Below are 13393 nucleotides of genomic sequence, written 5' to 3'. Positions count from 1 at the left end.
CGCCGGCGGATTCTCGATCGACGCCAGCTTTCCACAAAACGCTGAAGGACGGGTTTGGGAAACCGCTCGATTGCTTGGTTCGCGCTTCACCAAGCACTAACCAATCTGGAGCGGCCCCCGGTGACGTCCAGAACGACGCCCCGCCGGATGCAGGGCGTCGACGTGGAATTCGTCGGATCAGCTGACGATGCGCAGGTTGGACAGCTCGTTGCCGATCGCCTTGAAATCGTCGGACAGCGTTGCGCCCGTCGAATTCCAGAACAGCTTCATCGGCTTGCTCGGATCGGTCTTGTCCTTGCTGAAGCGGGAATCAGAAGAACAGGCCTTCAGCGCATCCATCTGCGTTTTCTCCGCCGTCTTGGTGGCGTCCAGATCAAGCGCGATGGTCATGACCATGACCCCGGCGGCCTTGGCGTTGTTGCAGAGCGCGGCGAAATGCTCGTTCATCGCCTTGGTGTAGTTGGCGTTGCTGTAGTCGTCCTTGGTGACATCCGTTCCGAGGAACATGCGACCATAGCTGTAGCCGTTGCTGTAGGGGACGACGTAACCGAGAGCCGAATAGATCGCCTTGCTCCCAGCCAGGTCGTTGCCGCCATAATTCCAATTGGTTCCGGAGTAGGTCTGCGCCGTTACCGAGGTCGGCGTGTAGTAGGTGTTGGCGCCGTCGGTCAGCACGATCAGTACTTTGTCGTTGCCTCTTTCCGTTTCGGGCCGGCCCTCGGTGAAGGGTGCCGTGCTGGAAAGGGTCCGCCAGCCCCAGGCCATGCCTTCCGGCACGTTGGTGGCGCCGTCGTCGGCCATGGCATCGATGGCGTTCTTGATCAAAGTTGCGCCGGCTGTCGTGGAAACATCGGTCAGTGGCGTGATTGCCGTCGTGCTGCAGCTTGTGTTCGGCCCGGCGTCCATGCCGTAGGCCGGCGTGACCTTGTTCACCCAGTCGAAATATTTTGGCATGTAGCGCTGGCGTGCGGCGTCGGACGCGCCTGAACTCACTGGGGCGTCGACATCCCAATTGTTATTGGCTGGCCTTGAAGAGCTATCGACGCGGTCAGTTTCGTCGGGCGCGAACATAGGCACGAAAAGCGTTGCAGGCAGTGTCGTCGATGCAGCTGTGTCCTGGATATTGTATGGATATGGGCGCGACTCGACGCAGCCACCCCAACTCGCGACCGGCGCATAGGTGAAGGTCGCGTTCGATGCACAGGTACCGTCCCAATTCTTGAGACTGCACGCTGAAATGCGTTTCATCTGTTTGTAGATCGAGAACCGGGTCAGCGGCTGGTCTTTCTGGCTCGCGTCCCAGCCGGTGCCTTTCGCGTACCAGATGCCGGCAATCTTCTCTGCGTATTTGGTGGACGAAAAGGACGAACTCATGGTCGTCCAGTCGAAATTCTCATGATGGATAGGCGAGATGCCGGTCGTGTCCATCCACGCCGCCGAGGCGTTGCCAGCACCGACATTCACGGAGGCGGCGAAGGGAACGAGGCTGAACTGGACCGGTTTGGTGACCTGCCTCATCTGCTGGGCCTGGCCGGCCAACTGGTCGACCAGCTGCTTGGCGGCGCTCTTGAGAAGGTCGAACCTCACCTTGTTCGAGCCTTTGCCGAGCTCCTTCATCGAACCGGAATTATCGAGCACCAGCGACACTTCCAGCGTGTTCTTGAGGCGCACTTCGGAGCAGGTGCTGAAGCCGATATCGGTGCTGCCGGCGCTGCCGCCCAGCAGCAATTTAGCCGTCGGCTCGAAATAGGGCTTGTAGACCAAGGTAGCGCAGAGCTTCAGCGTCCCGCCGCCCGTGTTGTTGTTGGGCAGCGTCACGGCCAGCGTGGTGTTGGCCGGATCGATATGCGCGAGATTGGCTTCGAAGAAATTCTTGGCATAGGCCACCGCGTCGGCGTCGCTGGCGCCGGCAACGATCTGCTGGGCCGTGGCGAAGCCTGCCGCGTCCAAGGCATTCAAGGCGTTTTGCCTTTGACCCACCATTTCCGTATAGTCGACGGCGATAGCCACGGCACCCATCAGCGGCACCATGGCGAGCACGGTCATCAGCGCATAATTGCCACGCCGGTCGCGTCCGAATCTTCGGATCATTGTCACAGCTGCCCCCGCGAAATCGATTGCCAGTGGGGACGGTGTCATAAATCGTTAAATTTCAGGTTTCTGGAATATATCCAAGGTCAGGCCTCACCTTCAAAGCTCGTTAACCAACCGGTGAACGGTGGCGGATGTCCGGTTAAGGGCGAAAGCTGGTGACAGGCTGGGCCGGTTCGGATAATTCCAACCGGCTGCGGCGAACCGTCGGCTGCGGCACCGCAACGATCATGACTGAAGGATACGGCATGGCGGCCTCGCCTGACATTATCGGTTCGCTCGAAGACGTGTCGAAGAACTATTCGGCCATTCTCTGCGATGTCTGGGGCGTGGTGCACAATGGCGAGACGCATTTTCCGGCGGCGGCTTCGGCGCTGACGGCAGCCCGTTCGGCCGGCATTCCCGTCGTCCTGATCACCAATTCGCCGCGCCGCAGCGCCGACGTCGTGGCCCAGATGAACGCCATCGGCGTTCCCCCATCGGCCTACGACCGCGTGGTCACCTCGGGCGACGTGACCCGCGACCTGATCGTGGAAGGCCCGCGAAAGATCTTCCATGTCGGCGCCGAGCGAGACTTCACCCTCTATGACGGGCTCGACGTCGATCTCGTCGAGGAGTTCGAGGCATCCGGCGTCGTCTGCACCGGCCTGTTCGATGACGAAGTGGAGAAGCCCGAGGACTATGCGGAGCTGCTGCGGCGGCTGCGCGCCAGGAACCTGCCTTTCATCTGCGCCAACCCGGATATCATGGTCGAGCGCGGCGAACGCATCATCTGGTGCGCCGGCGCCCTGGCACGCGACTACGCGCAACTCGGCGGCCGCACGCTGATCGCCGGAAAGCCTTATGCGCCGGTCTATGATGTGGCGATGAAGGAGGTGGCGGAGATCCTTGGCCGGCCGGTCGAGCGCCGCCAGGTGCTGGCCATCGGCGACGGCATGCTGACCGATATCAAGGGCGCGGCCGACAACGGTTTCGACGTTCTCTATGTCTCGGGCGGCATCCACGCCCGCGACTATGGCGACGCATCGCAGCCGGATCCCGCACGGCTCGCCGCGTTTCTTGACAGGCACGGCTATCATCCAGTGGCCGTCATTCCCAGGCTGCGTTAGATGGCGATGGACGCTTTCCAGCACCTTTCGGCAACCGCGCCGCTGCCCGCCGGTTTGCGCGGCGGCGTTGTCGCGATCGGCAATTTCGACGGTGTCCATCGCGGTCATCAGGCGGTGCTCGAACGGGCATTGGCGGAGGCGCGGCGGCGTGGCGTGCCGGCGCTGGTGCTGACTTTCGAACCGCACCCGCGAAAGATATTCAGGCCCGACATACCGCTGTTCGTGCTGACGCCGCCGCCGATGAAGGCGCGGCTCCTGTCGCTGCTGGGCTTTGCCGCGCTCGTCGAACAGCCTTTCACGCGCGACTTCGCCTCGTTGTCGGCGGAAGCCTTCGTGACCGACGTGCTTGAGAGAACGCTTGGCATCACCCATGCCGTGACCGGCTTCGATTTCCATTTCGGCAAGGACCGCCAGGGCGGGCCGGCCTATCTGATGGCGGCTGGCGAGCGCCACGGCTTCGGCGTCACGCTGGTCGATGCATTTCGGGACGAGAGCGCCGAGGTGGTTTCATCGAGCCGCATCCGCGCCTTGCTTTGCGATGGTGAGGTGGCCGAGGCCGCCGGCCTGCTCGGCTATCGCTTCACGGTGGAGAGCGAAGTCGTGGACGGCCAGAAACTGGGGCGAACGCTCGGCTTTCCGACCGCGAACATGAGGCTTCCCGCCGAGGCCGCCCTCAGGGAAGGCATCTATGCCGTTCGCTTTCGCCGCGCCGACGGAAGGCTGCATGACGGGGTCGCCAGCTTTGGCCGCCGTCCGACAGTCGACGATGATGGCGCGCCGCTTCTGGAAACCTTCGTCTTCGATTTTTCCGGTGATCTCTATGGCGAGATCTGCCAGGTGTCGTTCTTCGGTTACCTGCGCAGCGAGATCAAGTTCGACGGGCTTGACGCACTGGTCACGCAGATGAAGCGCGACGAGGCCGAGGCGAGGGCACTGCTGGCCGGCGTCAAGCCGCTTTCGCAACTCGACGCGGCCATGGCTTTTTGAAGCATGATCCCGAAAAGTGGAGCCCGGTTTTCGGGCAAGATCATGCTTTAACAAAATGAGCATGATCCCGAAAAGTGGAGCCCGGTTTTCGGGCAAGATCATGCTTTAACAAAATGACCATGATCCCGAAAAGTGGAGCCCGGTTTTCGGAAGATCATGCTCGAATCAGACGTTACTTTTTCAGCGCCAGACCGACGGCGATGAAGGTCCAGCCCTGGAAGATCAGGTCGATTGCAAGGAACAGGCCGAGCACCCATACGCTGTTGACCGGCCAGCCCATGGCTATGATCAACCCTGCGATCGCGCTGATGGCGCCGGCCGCGACGATCCAGCCCCAGCCGCGCTCAGGTCGGTGGCTGTAGCCGACCCAGGCGCGCAGCACGCCGGAAGCGACGAGCGCGACGGCCAGCAGGAAGGTCAGCACCGCCGAGGCCAGCAGCGGGTTGTCGAAGGCGAAAAAGCCTGCGACCGCGTAGAGCAATCCGCTGAGCAGCCAATAGAAGAAGCGGCCCCACGTCTTCACCCCGAAGGCATGCATGATCTCGATGATGCCGGCCACCAGCATGAGCCACCCCACGACATAGACGGAAGCCACCGTGGCGATGAAGAGGTTGCCGAAGGCAATGCCGCCGAGGATCAGCAGCAACACGCCCAGGCCAACAAACCACCCCCACTTTGCTCGCGTCTGCCCGATCGCGTTCTTCAGTGCATCGCCGTGCAAGGTCATGTCGCCATCTCCATCGAGGACCGCCAGCAGGGTATGAAGTTACCCTTGGTGCCGACCCGCGTCCAGCCGACGGCGGCCGGATGGTGCAAGCAATGCGAGCCGGACGTCTCGACCTTAAATCAAATTTTACCAAAGCCTCTTCAAAGCTGTGACCGAAAGACAGTCGTATCGTGTTAGTGGGGTAGTCATGAGTCCGGTCGGGAAAATTTCTGCAGCCTTGGCTACCGTCATGCTGGCTACCTCGGGTGCGGCCGATGCCGGCGAGGGCGCCTTCGGCTGGCTGTCCGGCGATTGGTATCTGACGGTGGGCGCCACCGGCATGGTGGCGCCCAATTTCGAGGGCGGCAAGAAGTACCTGCTCAGCGCTTCGCCGATCATCTCCTTGGGCAAGGCTGGCCCGGCGGCCCGCTTCACCTCGCGCAACGACAACATTTCGCTGGCGCTGGTCGACGATGGCGGCGTCCGCGCCGGCCTGACCGGCAAGTTCCTGTTCTCGCGCGACGACGGCGATGCGGATGAGCTGAAAGGCCTCGATCCGGTCCGCTGGGGCGGCGAGGTGGGCGGCTTCTTCGAATTCTATCCAACGGACTGGATACGTGCGCGTGCCGAGCTGCGGCACGGTATCCGCGCCCATAACGGCTTCGTCGCCGACATCGCCGCCGACGCCTTCTACGACGTGACGCCAACCGTCAGGATTTCTGGCGGGCCGCGCGTCTCGTTCGCCTCCGCCAAATATTTCGACGCCTATTACGGCGTCAACGCACAGGAAGCCGTGGCCTCGGGGTTGAACCAGTATAATCCCGGCAGCGGCCTGAAATCGGTCGGCCTCGGCGGTGCGGTGACGTGGAAGGTGACCGACCCGATGACCGCCAGCCTGTTCGGCGAATATTCGCGCCTCGAGGGCCCGGCCGCCGATTCCAGCCTGGTCAAGGAGCGCGGCGACCGCAACCAGTTCATGATCGGCGTATCGACGACCTATCGCTTCGATTTCAAGATGTAGGTGAATCGAACGAGACGCTTTATTCCTGCGCTCATCTCCGCTAAAAGCCCACCAATGACGAGCTTTTCGCGTTCCGTCGCGATTACGATACGAATTACCAGCCCGGTGTTCCGGACGGCCTGAGAGCTGTCGGAGCCGCCGGGAATCTTGCGCGCGACCCCTCGCGCTTTTTCCAGATCATGATAGTTCAGGCCCGAGCTCCTTTGCCGCCGGGCAATCCACAATGGCAGACCAATGACCGATACAGCTGAGACGATCGACTATTCCAAGACGCTTTACCTGCCGCAGACGGATTTCCCGATGCGTGCCGGTTTGCCCGAGAAGGAACCGGTGCTGGTCAAGCGCTGGCAGGAGATGGATCTCTACCGCAAGCTGCGCGAGGCCTCCGCCGGCCGCCCGAAATACGTGCTGCATGACGGTCCGCCCTATGCCAACGGCAACATCCATATCGGCCATGCGCTGAACAAGATCCTCAAGGACGTCATCAACCGCTCCTTCCAGATGCGCGGCCGCGACGCCAATTACGTGCCCGGCTGGGACTGCCACGGCCTGCCGATCGAATGGAAGATCGAGGAGCAGTACCGCGCCAAGGGCAAGAACAAGGATGAGGTGCCGGTCAACGAGTTCCGCAAGGAATGCCGGGATTTCGCCGCTCACTGGATCGGCGTTCAGGGGGCGGAATTCCAGCGCCTTGGCGTCATCGGCGACTTCAAGAACCCGTATACGACCATGGCCTTCCACGCCGAGGCGCGCATCGCCGGCGAACTTTTGAAATTCGCAATGTCGGGCCAGCTCTATCGCGGCTCCAAGCCGGTGATGTGGAGCGTCGTCGAGCGCACCGCGCTGGCCGAGGCCGAAATCGAATACCAGGACTACGAGTCGGATACGATCTGGGCGAAGTTCCCGGTCGCCAGTCTGGTGCGCCCCGTCGCTGACGGGGAAACCGCACTGACCGAGGGCGCTCTCGATCTGCTGCAGGCCCATGTCGTCATCTGGACGACGACGCCCTGGACGATCCCCGGCAACCGTGCCGTCAACTATTCGCCGCGTATCAACTACGGTCTCTACGAGGTCACGGCAGCTGAGAACGCCTTCGGCCCGCAGCCGGGCGAAAAGTTGATCTTTGCCGATACACTGGCCGAAGAGGCTTCGGCCAAGGCCAAAGTCACCTTGAATCGTCTTCGCAGCGTGTCGGCGCAAGAGCTTGGAAGTCTTACGCTTTCGCATCCCTTCAAGGGTCTTGGCGGCGGTTACGGGTTTCCGGTGCCCATGCTTGCCGGCGACCATGTCACCGATGATGCGGGCACCGGGTTCGTTCACACGGCGCCGGGCCATGGCCGCGAGGATTTCGACGCCTGGATGGATGCGGCACAGGACCTGCGTGCGCGCGGCGTCGATACCGCGATCCCGTTCACCGTCGATGATGCCGGCTTTTTCACCAAGGACGCCCCGGGCTTCGGACCGGATCGCGAGGGTGGCGCGGCGCGCGTTCTCGACGACAACGGCAAGAAGGGCAATGCCAATCAGGCGGTCATCGACGAGTTGATCAAGCGCAACGCCCTGTTTGCCCGCGGTCGCCTCAAGCACAGCTATCCGCATTCCTGGCGGTCGAAGAAACCGGTCATCTTCCGCAACACGCCGCAATGGTTCGTCTACATGGACAAGGACCTCGGCGACGGCACGACGCTGCGCAGCCGTGCGCTGAAGGCGATCGACGACACCCGTTTCGTGCCAGGGGCGGGGCAGAACCGCATCCGGGCCATGATCGAGGAGCGGCCCGACTGGGTGCTGTCGCGCCAGCGCGCCTGGGGCGTGCCGATCGCGGTCTTCGCCGACGCCGACGGCAATGTGCTCCAGGACGAGGCGGTCAACCAGCGCATCATGGACGCTTTCGAGAAAGAGGGCGCCGATGCCTGGTTCGCCGCCGGTGCCAAGGAACGTTTCCTCGGCAATCACGATGCCTCCAGATGGAAGCAGGTGACGGATATCCTCGACGTCTGGTTCGATTCAGGCTCGACCCACGTTTTCACGTTGGAGGATCGTCCGGACCTCAAATGGCCGGCCGATGTCTATCTCGAAGGCTCCGACCAGCATCGCGGCTGGTTCCACTCCTCGCTGCTCGAAAGCTGCGGCACCAGGGGCAGGGCGCCCTACGATACCGTCGTCACCCATGGTTTCACCATGGACGAGGACGGCCGCAAGATGTCGAAGTCACTCGGCAACACCGTCGTGCCGCAGGACGTGATCAAGCAGTCCGGCGCGGACATCCTGCGCCTGTGGGTGGTGACGACCGATTATTGGGAAGACCAGCGGCTCGGCAAGAACGTGCTGCAGACCAACATCGACGCCTACCGCAAGCTGCGCAACACCATCCGCTGGATGCTGGGCACGCTCGCCCATGACGATGGCGAGGAGGTGCCGCTGGAAGGGATGCCGGAGCTGGAACGGCTGATGCTGCATCGCCTCGCCGAACTCGATGAGGTGGTGCGCCAGGGCTACGATGCGTTCGAGTTCAAGCGCATCACCCGTGCGCTCCTCGATTTCATGGTGGTCGAGCTGTCGGCCTTCTATTTCGACATCCGCAAGGACGCGCTTTACTGCGATGCGCCGTCGAGCGCGAAGCGCAAGGCCTCGGTGCAGGTGGTACGCCACCTTTTCGACTGCCTGGTGAGATGGCTGGCGCCGATGCTGCCCTTCACCATGGAAGAGGCCTGGCTCGACCGCCATCCCGATGCCGTCTCGGTGCATCTCGACCAGTTCCCGGCGATCCCGGAAAACTGGAAGAACGAGGCGCTAGCGGAGAAATGGCGTAAGGTGCGGCAGGTGCGCCGTGTCGTCACCGGTGCGCTGGAAATCGCGCGTGCCCAGAAAGTGATCGGCTCGTCATTGGAAGCGGTGCCGGTCGTTACCATCGACGATGCGGCGCTCGAAGCCGCGATATCGGATGTCGACATGGCCGAGATGGCGATCACCAGCGATCTCGTCATCGCCCATGGCGAGGCGCAACAAGGCGCCTTTACGCTCGACGACGTCAAAGGCGTCGCCGTGGTGATCGAAAAGGCCGAGGACCGCGGCCTGGTCAAATGCGCGCGGTCGTGGCGTTACACCGCCGATGTCGGGCAGGATCCTGCCTTTCCCGATGTCTCGGCGCGCGACGCCGCCGTGCTGCATGAGCTGAAGGCGCTGGGAAGGCTCTAGATGCATGTCGCCCAAAAGTGTGCCGCGGTTTTGGGACAACGACATGCATCAAGCAAAATGCATGTCGCCCAAAAGTGTGCCGCGGTTTTGGGACAACGACATGCATCAATGAAATAGTGCACAAATGCCACGCCGGACGGGCCAAACCCGTCCGTGCGTTGCCCTTAACGAGTGGTTGAGGTAAACACGCGAAACTCCGGAAGACAAATTGTCGCCGGATTTCCGTCGCAAGTGCTTGGACGATGGGGGCCGGACCTTGGGACCGGCGGCGATCGAGAGGCTGTCTAGAGTGGGACTTTTTGGCATGACCGAGAGATTTAACGCGCGCCTCGCGCTGTTGGCGCCGCTTGTCGCATCGGGACTCGCTCTGTCCGGCTGTGTCGGTTCTCCGACCTACGGCACCGACAAGACCGCCGGCGAACAGCTGGCCGGCGATCTCACCGGCGCTTTTTCGTTCGCCCCCAAGCGCAAGGAACACATCGATTACAAGCCGCGTCCCACCCTGGTGAAGCCGGCGCCTGGTCAGAAGGAAGCGCTGCCGGCGCCACAGGAGAGCATCGAGACCGCAAGCGCCGAATGGCCCGAATCGCCCGAGCAGCGCCGTGCCCGCCTGCGCGCCGACGCCACCGCACACCAGGATGATCCGTCCTACCAGTCGCAGATCGTCGATGACGTGCAGACGGATCCCGCCTCGGTAAAGAAGGCGATGGAGGAATCCGGCTCAAGTCACCCGCCGCGCTGGACGCCTGCCGATTCCGACAAGGGCCGCGCCGCCGACATCCAGCGCCGCCTCGCCGAAAGCAAGCAGGGCGATCCGAATACCCGCAAATATCTGAGCGAACCGCCCCTTGCCTATCGCGTCGCATCCGACACGGCGCCGCAAAACGAACTCGGCGAAGACGAGTATAAAAAGGAACGCCGCCTCAAGAGGGAGGCGGAAGGCAAGAAGGGCAGCGGCTGGTTCGACTGGCTGCCGTCTCTGTAAAAAGTGGGCCGCGTTTGCTTGCCTACGGGTATTGCCTCGGTTCAGTCCCGGCGCTCCCGAAAGAAATCCCTCAGTAGCAGGGCTGCTTCGGCCTCTGCCATGCCCGCATAGATGTCGGGCGTGTGATGGCAGGTCGGCGAAGCGAAGAAGCGCACGCCATTGACCACCGCGCCGCCCTTTTCGTCCGCGGCGCCAAAGTAGAGCCGGCGCAGTCTGGCGAAGGAGATGGCGCCGGCGCACATGGCGCAAGGCTCCAGCGTCACATAGAGATCGTGTCCGGTGAGCCGCTCGCTCGAGAGCCTGCGACAGGCTTCGCGGATGGCCAGCATCTCGGCATGGGCCGTTGGATCGGCAAGCTCGCGGGTGCGGTTGCCGGCACTGGCCACGACCGTGCCGGCGCTGGCGATGACGGCGCCGACCGGCACTTCGCCACGCGAGGCTGCCGCTTGCGCCTCCTCCAGCGCCAGCGCCATGAAATCAGGCCGCTTCACGCGGGTTTCCATTCCGATTATCTCCTCGCCACTCGACGGTGATCCTGTTATTGAGCGCATAACCTCGAAAATCGGGTACGGTTTTCGGAAATGATCATGCGCCAAATCAAAAATGCTACAGCGTTCGTTGCGCGCCCGAAAGGATGCGCCACGCTGTAGCAGCGCAAACGGGCAAAGGCCACATGGACGACAACGACAAGAAATCTCCGCGCCAGAAGGGTCCGGACAAAAGTGGTCCGAAACCGGCGGCGGCGCGTGGGCGCGATACCGGCAAAGGCGGCAAGCCGGCCTTCGGCGCCAAGAAACCATTTGCCAATCGTGGCGACGGCGGCAAGCCCTTCGAAAAGCGCGAAGGGCCGCGCAAGCCCTACGCGCCGCGTGGCGAGCGGCCAATGGCGGCCGATGGCGAACGGCCGCAGAAGCGCGAGTACAAACCGCGCGAGGGCGGCGAAGGCGGGCGCTCGGAGCGGCCGTTCAACAAGGGTCCGCGTCCGCAAGGCAAGCCCTTCGAAAAGCGCGAAGGGCCGCGCAAGCCCTACGCGCCGCGTGGCGAGCGGCCAATGGCAGCCGAAGGCGAACGGCCCCAGAAGCGCGAGTACAAGCCGCGCGAGGGCGGCGAAGCCGGGCGTTCGGAGCGGCCGTTCAACAAGGCCCCGCGTCCGCAAGGCAAGCCTTATGAGAACCGCGAAGGGCCGCGCAAGCCCTATGCGCCGCGCGGCCGCCCGGCTGAAGGTGCGGCGGGCGAAAGACGCTTCGATCGACCTAAGCGTGATTTTGCCGATCGGCCCAAACCCGACTTCTCTGACCGTCCAAAGCGCGATTTCGCTGCCGACCGGCCGCAAGGCGGTTTCAAGCCCCGTCCACGTCCTGCGGAGGCGCCCGAGGAAGCCGGCGAGCGGATCGCCAAGCGGCTGGCTCGCGCCGGGCTTGCCTCGCGCCGCGACGCCGAGGAGTTGATCGCGGCCGGCCGCGTCAAGGTCAACGGCCGAGTTCTGTCTTCGCCGGCCTTCAATGTGATGCCCGACGACATCATCCATCTAGACGGCATGGAGATCCCGCCGATCGAGCGCACTCGGCTGTTCCTGTTCCACAAGCCTGCCGGGGTCGTGACCACCAACCGAGATCCCGAGGGCCGCAAGACCGTCTTCGACGTGCTGCCGGCTGAATTGCCCCGACTGATGACCATCGGCCGGCTCGACATCAACACCGAAGGCCTGCTGCTACTGACCAATGATGGCGGCCTGTCTCGCGTGCTCGAACTGCCGGCCACCGGCTGGCTGCGCCGCTACCGCGTGCGCGTCCATGGCAAGGTCGAGGAAAGTGCGCTTGCGGGCCTGCGCGAAGGCATTGCCGTGGACGGCGTCTTCTATGGCGCCATCGAGGCGGGCCTCGACCGCGAGCAAGGCTCGAATGCCTGGCTGACGATCGGCTTGCGCGAAGGCAAGAACCGCGAGGTCAAGAACATCCTCGGCGCGCTCGGCCTCGACGTGACGCGGCTGATCCGCATCTCCTACGGTCCGTTCCAGCTCGAGGATCTTCCCGAAGGCCATGTGCTGGAGATCAAGGGCAAGGTTTTGCGCGATCAGCTCGGCGAACGCCTGATAGAGGAATCCGGCGCCAATTTCGATGCCGAGATAACAAAGCCGTTTTCCAACCTGCCGGTGCGGCGGGTCGAGCCGCGCCGCGAGGAGGCCGAGCGGCCGAAATTTTCGCGCGAGGGTGACCACCGGCCGGCCGGCGAGGGCGGCCTGATCAAGAACCGCAAGCGCCGCGAAGGCAGCCGCGACGAAGCGCTGGGCAAACTGTCGACCAGTCCCGACAGAAGCGCTAGGTCGGAAAAAAGCTTTGGCGACCGCGGCCCGCGACCCGAGCGCGGTGGCTTCGGCGACAAGCCGCGCAGCGGTTTTGGCGGCAAGCCGGGCGGCAAGAAATCCGAGCGCGAGCAGCGGCCGATCGAACCGCCGGGCCAGCGCAAGGCCAATGTCTGGATGGCGCCGGGCGCACGGCCAATCGGCAAGGGCAGGGCGGAAGCGGATGCTGCCAAAGCCGCTGAAGCCAAGGCCCGCAAGGCGTCTTTCAAGCCGGCTTATGGCAAGCCGGGCGGGTCAAAGCCGTTCGGCAAGCCGCGTGGCGAGCGTTCGGGTGGCGGCGAGCGGCCGCGCGGCGGTCCCAAGGGTCCCAGGGCGAAATGAGGATCGTCGGCGGCGAGTTTCGCGGGCGCCCGCTGGCGACGCCCCGCGGCAGCGCCATCCGCCCCACGACCGACCGCACCCGCGAGGCTGTTTTCAATGTGCTGGCGCATCGCTTTGCCGATCGGTTGCAGCGCGCGCGTGTGCTCGACCTGTTCGCCGGAACGGGCGCGCTCGGTCTCGAGGCGCTGTCGCGCGGTGCGTCCTATGGCGTCTTCATCGAGGAATCGGCGGAAGGCCGCGGCCTGATCCGCGACAATGTCCAGGCCTTCGGGCTGACCGGCCGCACCAAGATCTTCCGGCGCGACGCAACGGCTCTGGGCGAGGCCGGCACGCTGGCGCCGTTCGACCTCGTTTTCGCCGATCCACCCTACGGCAAGGGTCTTGGCGAGCGCGCGCTGAGGTCGGCCAGGCAAGGCGGCTGGCTGCGTCCCGGCGCGCTGTGCGTCGTCGAGGAGGCAGCGGCGGCGCCTTTCGAGCCGGGACCGGGATTTTCGGTTGCCGACGAGCGCCACTATGGCGAGACGCTGATCCGGTTTGTCGAGGCCGCCTGAGTTAAGCTTCATTTGCCGGCGAGGATGGAATGCGCCCCCTTCTTCCCAGGGAGCAGGTTGTG

At 63.6% G+C, this 13393-nt stretch carries 10 protein-coding genes; 7 read left to right on the top strand and 3 right to left on the bottom strand.

The features are described 5' to 3' along the window. Nucleotides 1–177: 177 nt before the first annotated feature. Entirely contained in the window at nucleotides 178–2091 is a 1914-nt protein-coding gene (locus LB551_RS05710) for a pilus assembly protein (RefSeq protein WP_140549186.1), read from the bottom strand. A gap of 248 nt (nucleotides 2092–2339) precedes the next feature. Here LB551_RS05710 and LB551_RS05705 point away from each other — a divergent pair, with 248 nt between their 5' ends. After that, a complete protein-coding gene (locus LB551_RS05705) occupies nucleotides 2340–3200 on the top strand; it encodes a TIGR01459 family HAD-type hydrolase (RefSeq protein WP_140549391.1) in 861 nt (286 codons plus the stop codon). Nucleotides 3201–3206: 6 nt separating this feature from the next. Then, nucleotides 3207–4187 (top strand): bifunctional riboflavin kinase/FAD synthetase, encoded by a 981-nt coding sequence (locus LB551_RS05700; protein WP_224658585.1) that lies wholly within the window; start codon nucleotides 3207–3209, stop codon nucleotides 4185–4187. A 172-nt stretch (nucleotides 4188–4359) separates the two neighbouring features. Here LB551_RS05700 and LB551_RS05695 read toward each other — a convergent pair whose 3' ends face one another. Next, entirely contained in the window at nucleotides 4360–4914 is a 555-nt protein-coding gene (locus LB551_RS05695; RefSeq protein ID WP_140494237.1) for an HdeD family acid-resistance protein, read from the bottom strand. 229 nt (nucleotides 4915–5143) lie between these two features. Here LB551_RS05695 and LB551_RS05690 point away from each other — a divergent pair, with 229 nt between their 5' ends. From LB551_RS05690 to LB551_RS05680, 3 genes are all read left to right on the top strand, one after another. Then, a complete protein-coding gene (locus LB551_RS05690) occupies nucleotides 5144–5914 on the top strand; it encodes a MipA/OmpV family protein (RefSeq protein ID WP_224658493.1) in 771 nt (256 codons plus the stop codon). A gap of 234 nt (nucleotides 5915–6148) precedes the next feature. Beyond that, nucleotides 6149–9112, top strand: a complete 2964-nt coding sequence (gene ileS / locus LB551_RS05685; protein ID WP_224658492.1) for an isoleucine--tRNA ligase — start codon at nucleotides 6149–6151, stop codon at nucleotides 9110–9112. 304 nt (nucleotides 9113–9416) lie between these two features. Beyond that, nucleotides 9417–10097, top strand: coding sequence for a hypothetical protein (locus tag LB551_RS05680; RefSeq protein ID WP_140637714.1), 681 nt, complete (start codon nucleotides 9417–9419; stop codon nucleotides 10095–10097). 41 nt (nucleotides 10098–10138) lie between these two features. On the opposite strand, the gene LB551_RS05675 is transcribed toward LB551_RS05680, so the two are convergent. After that, on the bottom strand, nucleotides 10139–10588 hold the full coding sequence (locus LB551_RS05675) for a nucleoside deaminase (protein WP_224623614.1): 450 nt from the start codon (nucleotides 10586–10588) through the stop codon (nucleotides 10139–10141). Nucleotides 10589–10770: 182 nt separating this feature from the next. Here LB551_RS05675 and LB551_RS05670 point away from each other — a divergent pair, with 182 nt between their 5' ends. Further along, nucleotides 10771–12780, top strand: a complete 2010-nt coding sequence (locus LB551_RS05670) for a pseudouridine synthase (protein ID WP_224658491.1) — start codon at nucleotides 10771–10773, stop codon at nucleotides 12778–12780. After that, on the top strand, nucleotides 12777–13331 hold the full coding sequence (rsmD, locus tag LB551_RS05665) for a 16S rRNA (guanine(966)-N(2))-methyltransferase RsmD (RefSeq protein WP_224658490.1): 555 nt from the start codon (nucleotides 12777–12779) through the stop codon (nucleotides 13329–13331). The genes LB551_RS05670 and rsmD overlap by 4 nt, the downstream gene beginning before the upstream one ends. The last annotated feature ends 62 nt before the right edge of the window (nucleotides 13332–13393 follow it).

The organism is Mesorhizobium sp. BR1-1-2 (assembly GCF_020165435.1).
Lineage (GTDB): Bacteria > Pseudomonadota > Alphaproteobacteria > Rhizobiales > Rhizobiaceae > Mesorhizobium.
The sequence above is the reverse complement of the archived record's forward strand: the minus strand, read 5'-3'. Positions and strand labels throughout refer to the sequence as shown.

What these genes read in the sequence shown, in the direction of transcription:
- LB551_RS05680 (WP_140637714.1), top strand. Translation starts at nt 9,417, where the DNA reads ATGACCGAGAGATTTAACGCGCGCCTCGCGCTGTTGGCGCCGCTTGTC.
- LB551_RS05690 (WP_224658493.1), top strand. Translation starts at nt 5,144, where the DNA reads ATGCTGGCTACCTCGGGTGCGGCCGATGCCGGCGAGGGCGCCTTCGGC.
- LB551_RS05700 (WP_224658585.1), top strand. Translation starts at nt 3,207, where the DNA reads ATGGACGCTTTCCAGCACCTTTCGGCAACCGCGCCGCTGCCCGCCGGT.
- LB551_RS05670 (WP_224658491.1), top strand. Translation starts at nt 10,771, where the DNA reads ATGGACGACAACGACAAGAAATCTCCGCGCCAGAAGGGTCCGGACAAA.
- LB551_RS05705 (WP_140549391.1), top strand. Translation starts at nt 2,340, where the DNA reads ATGGCGGCCTCGCCTGACATTATCGGTTCGCTCGAAGACGTGTCGAAG.
- LB551_RS05695 (WP_140494237.1), bottom strand. Translation starts at nt 4,914, where the DNA reads ATGACCTTGCACGGCGATGCACTGAAGAACGCGATCGGGCAGACGCGA.
- LB551_RS05710 (WP_140549186.1), bottom strand. Translation starts at nt 2,091, where the DNA reads ATGATCCGAAGATTCGGACGCGACCGGCGTGGCAATTATGCGCTGATG.
- ileS (WP_224658492.1), top strand. Translation starts at nt 6,149, where the DNA reads ATGACCGATACAGCTGAGACGATCGACTATTCCAAGACGCTTTACCTG.
- rsmD (WP_224658490.1), top strand. Translation starts at nt 12,777, where the DNA reads ATGAGGATCGTCGGCGGCGAGTTTCGCGGGCGCCCGCTGGCGACGCCC.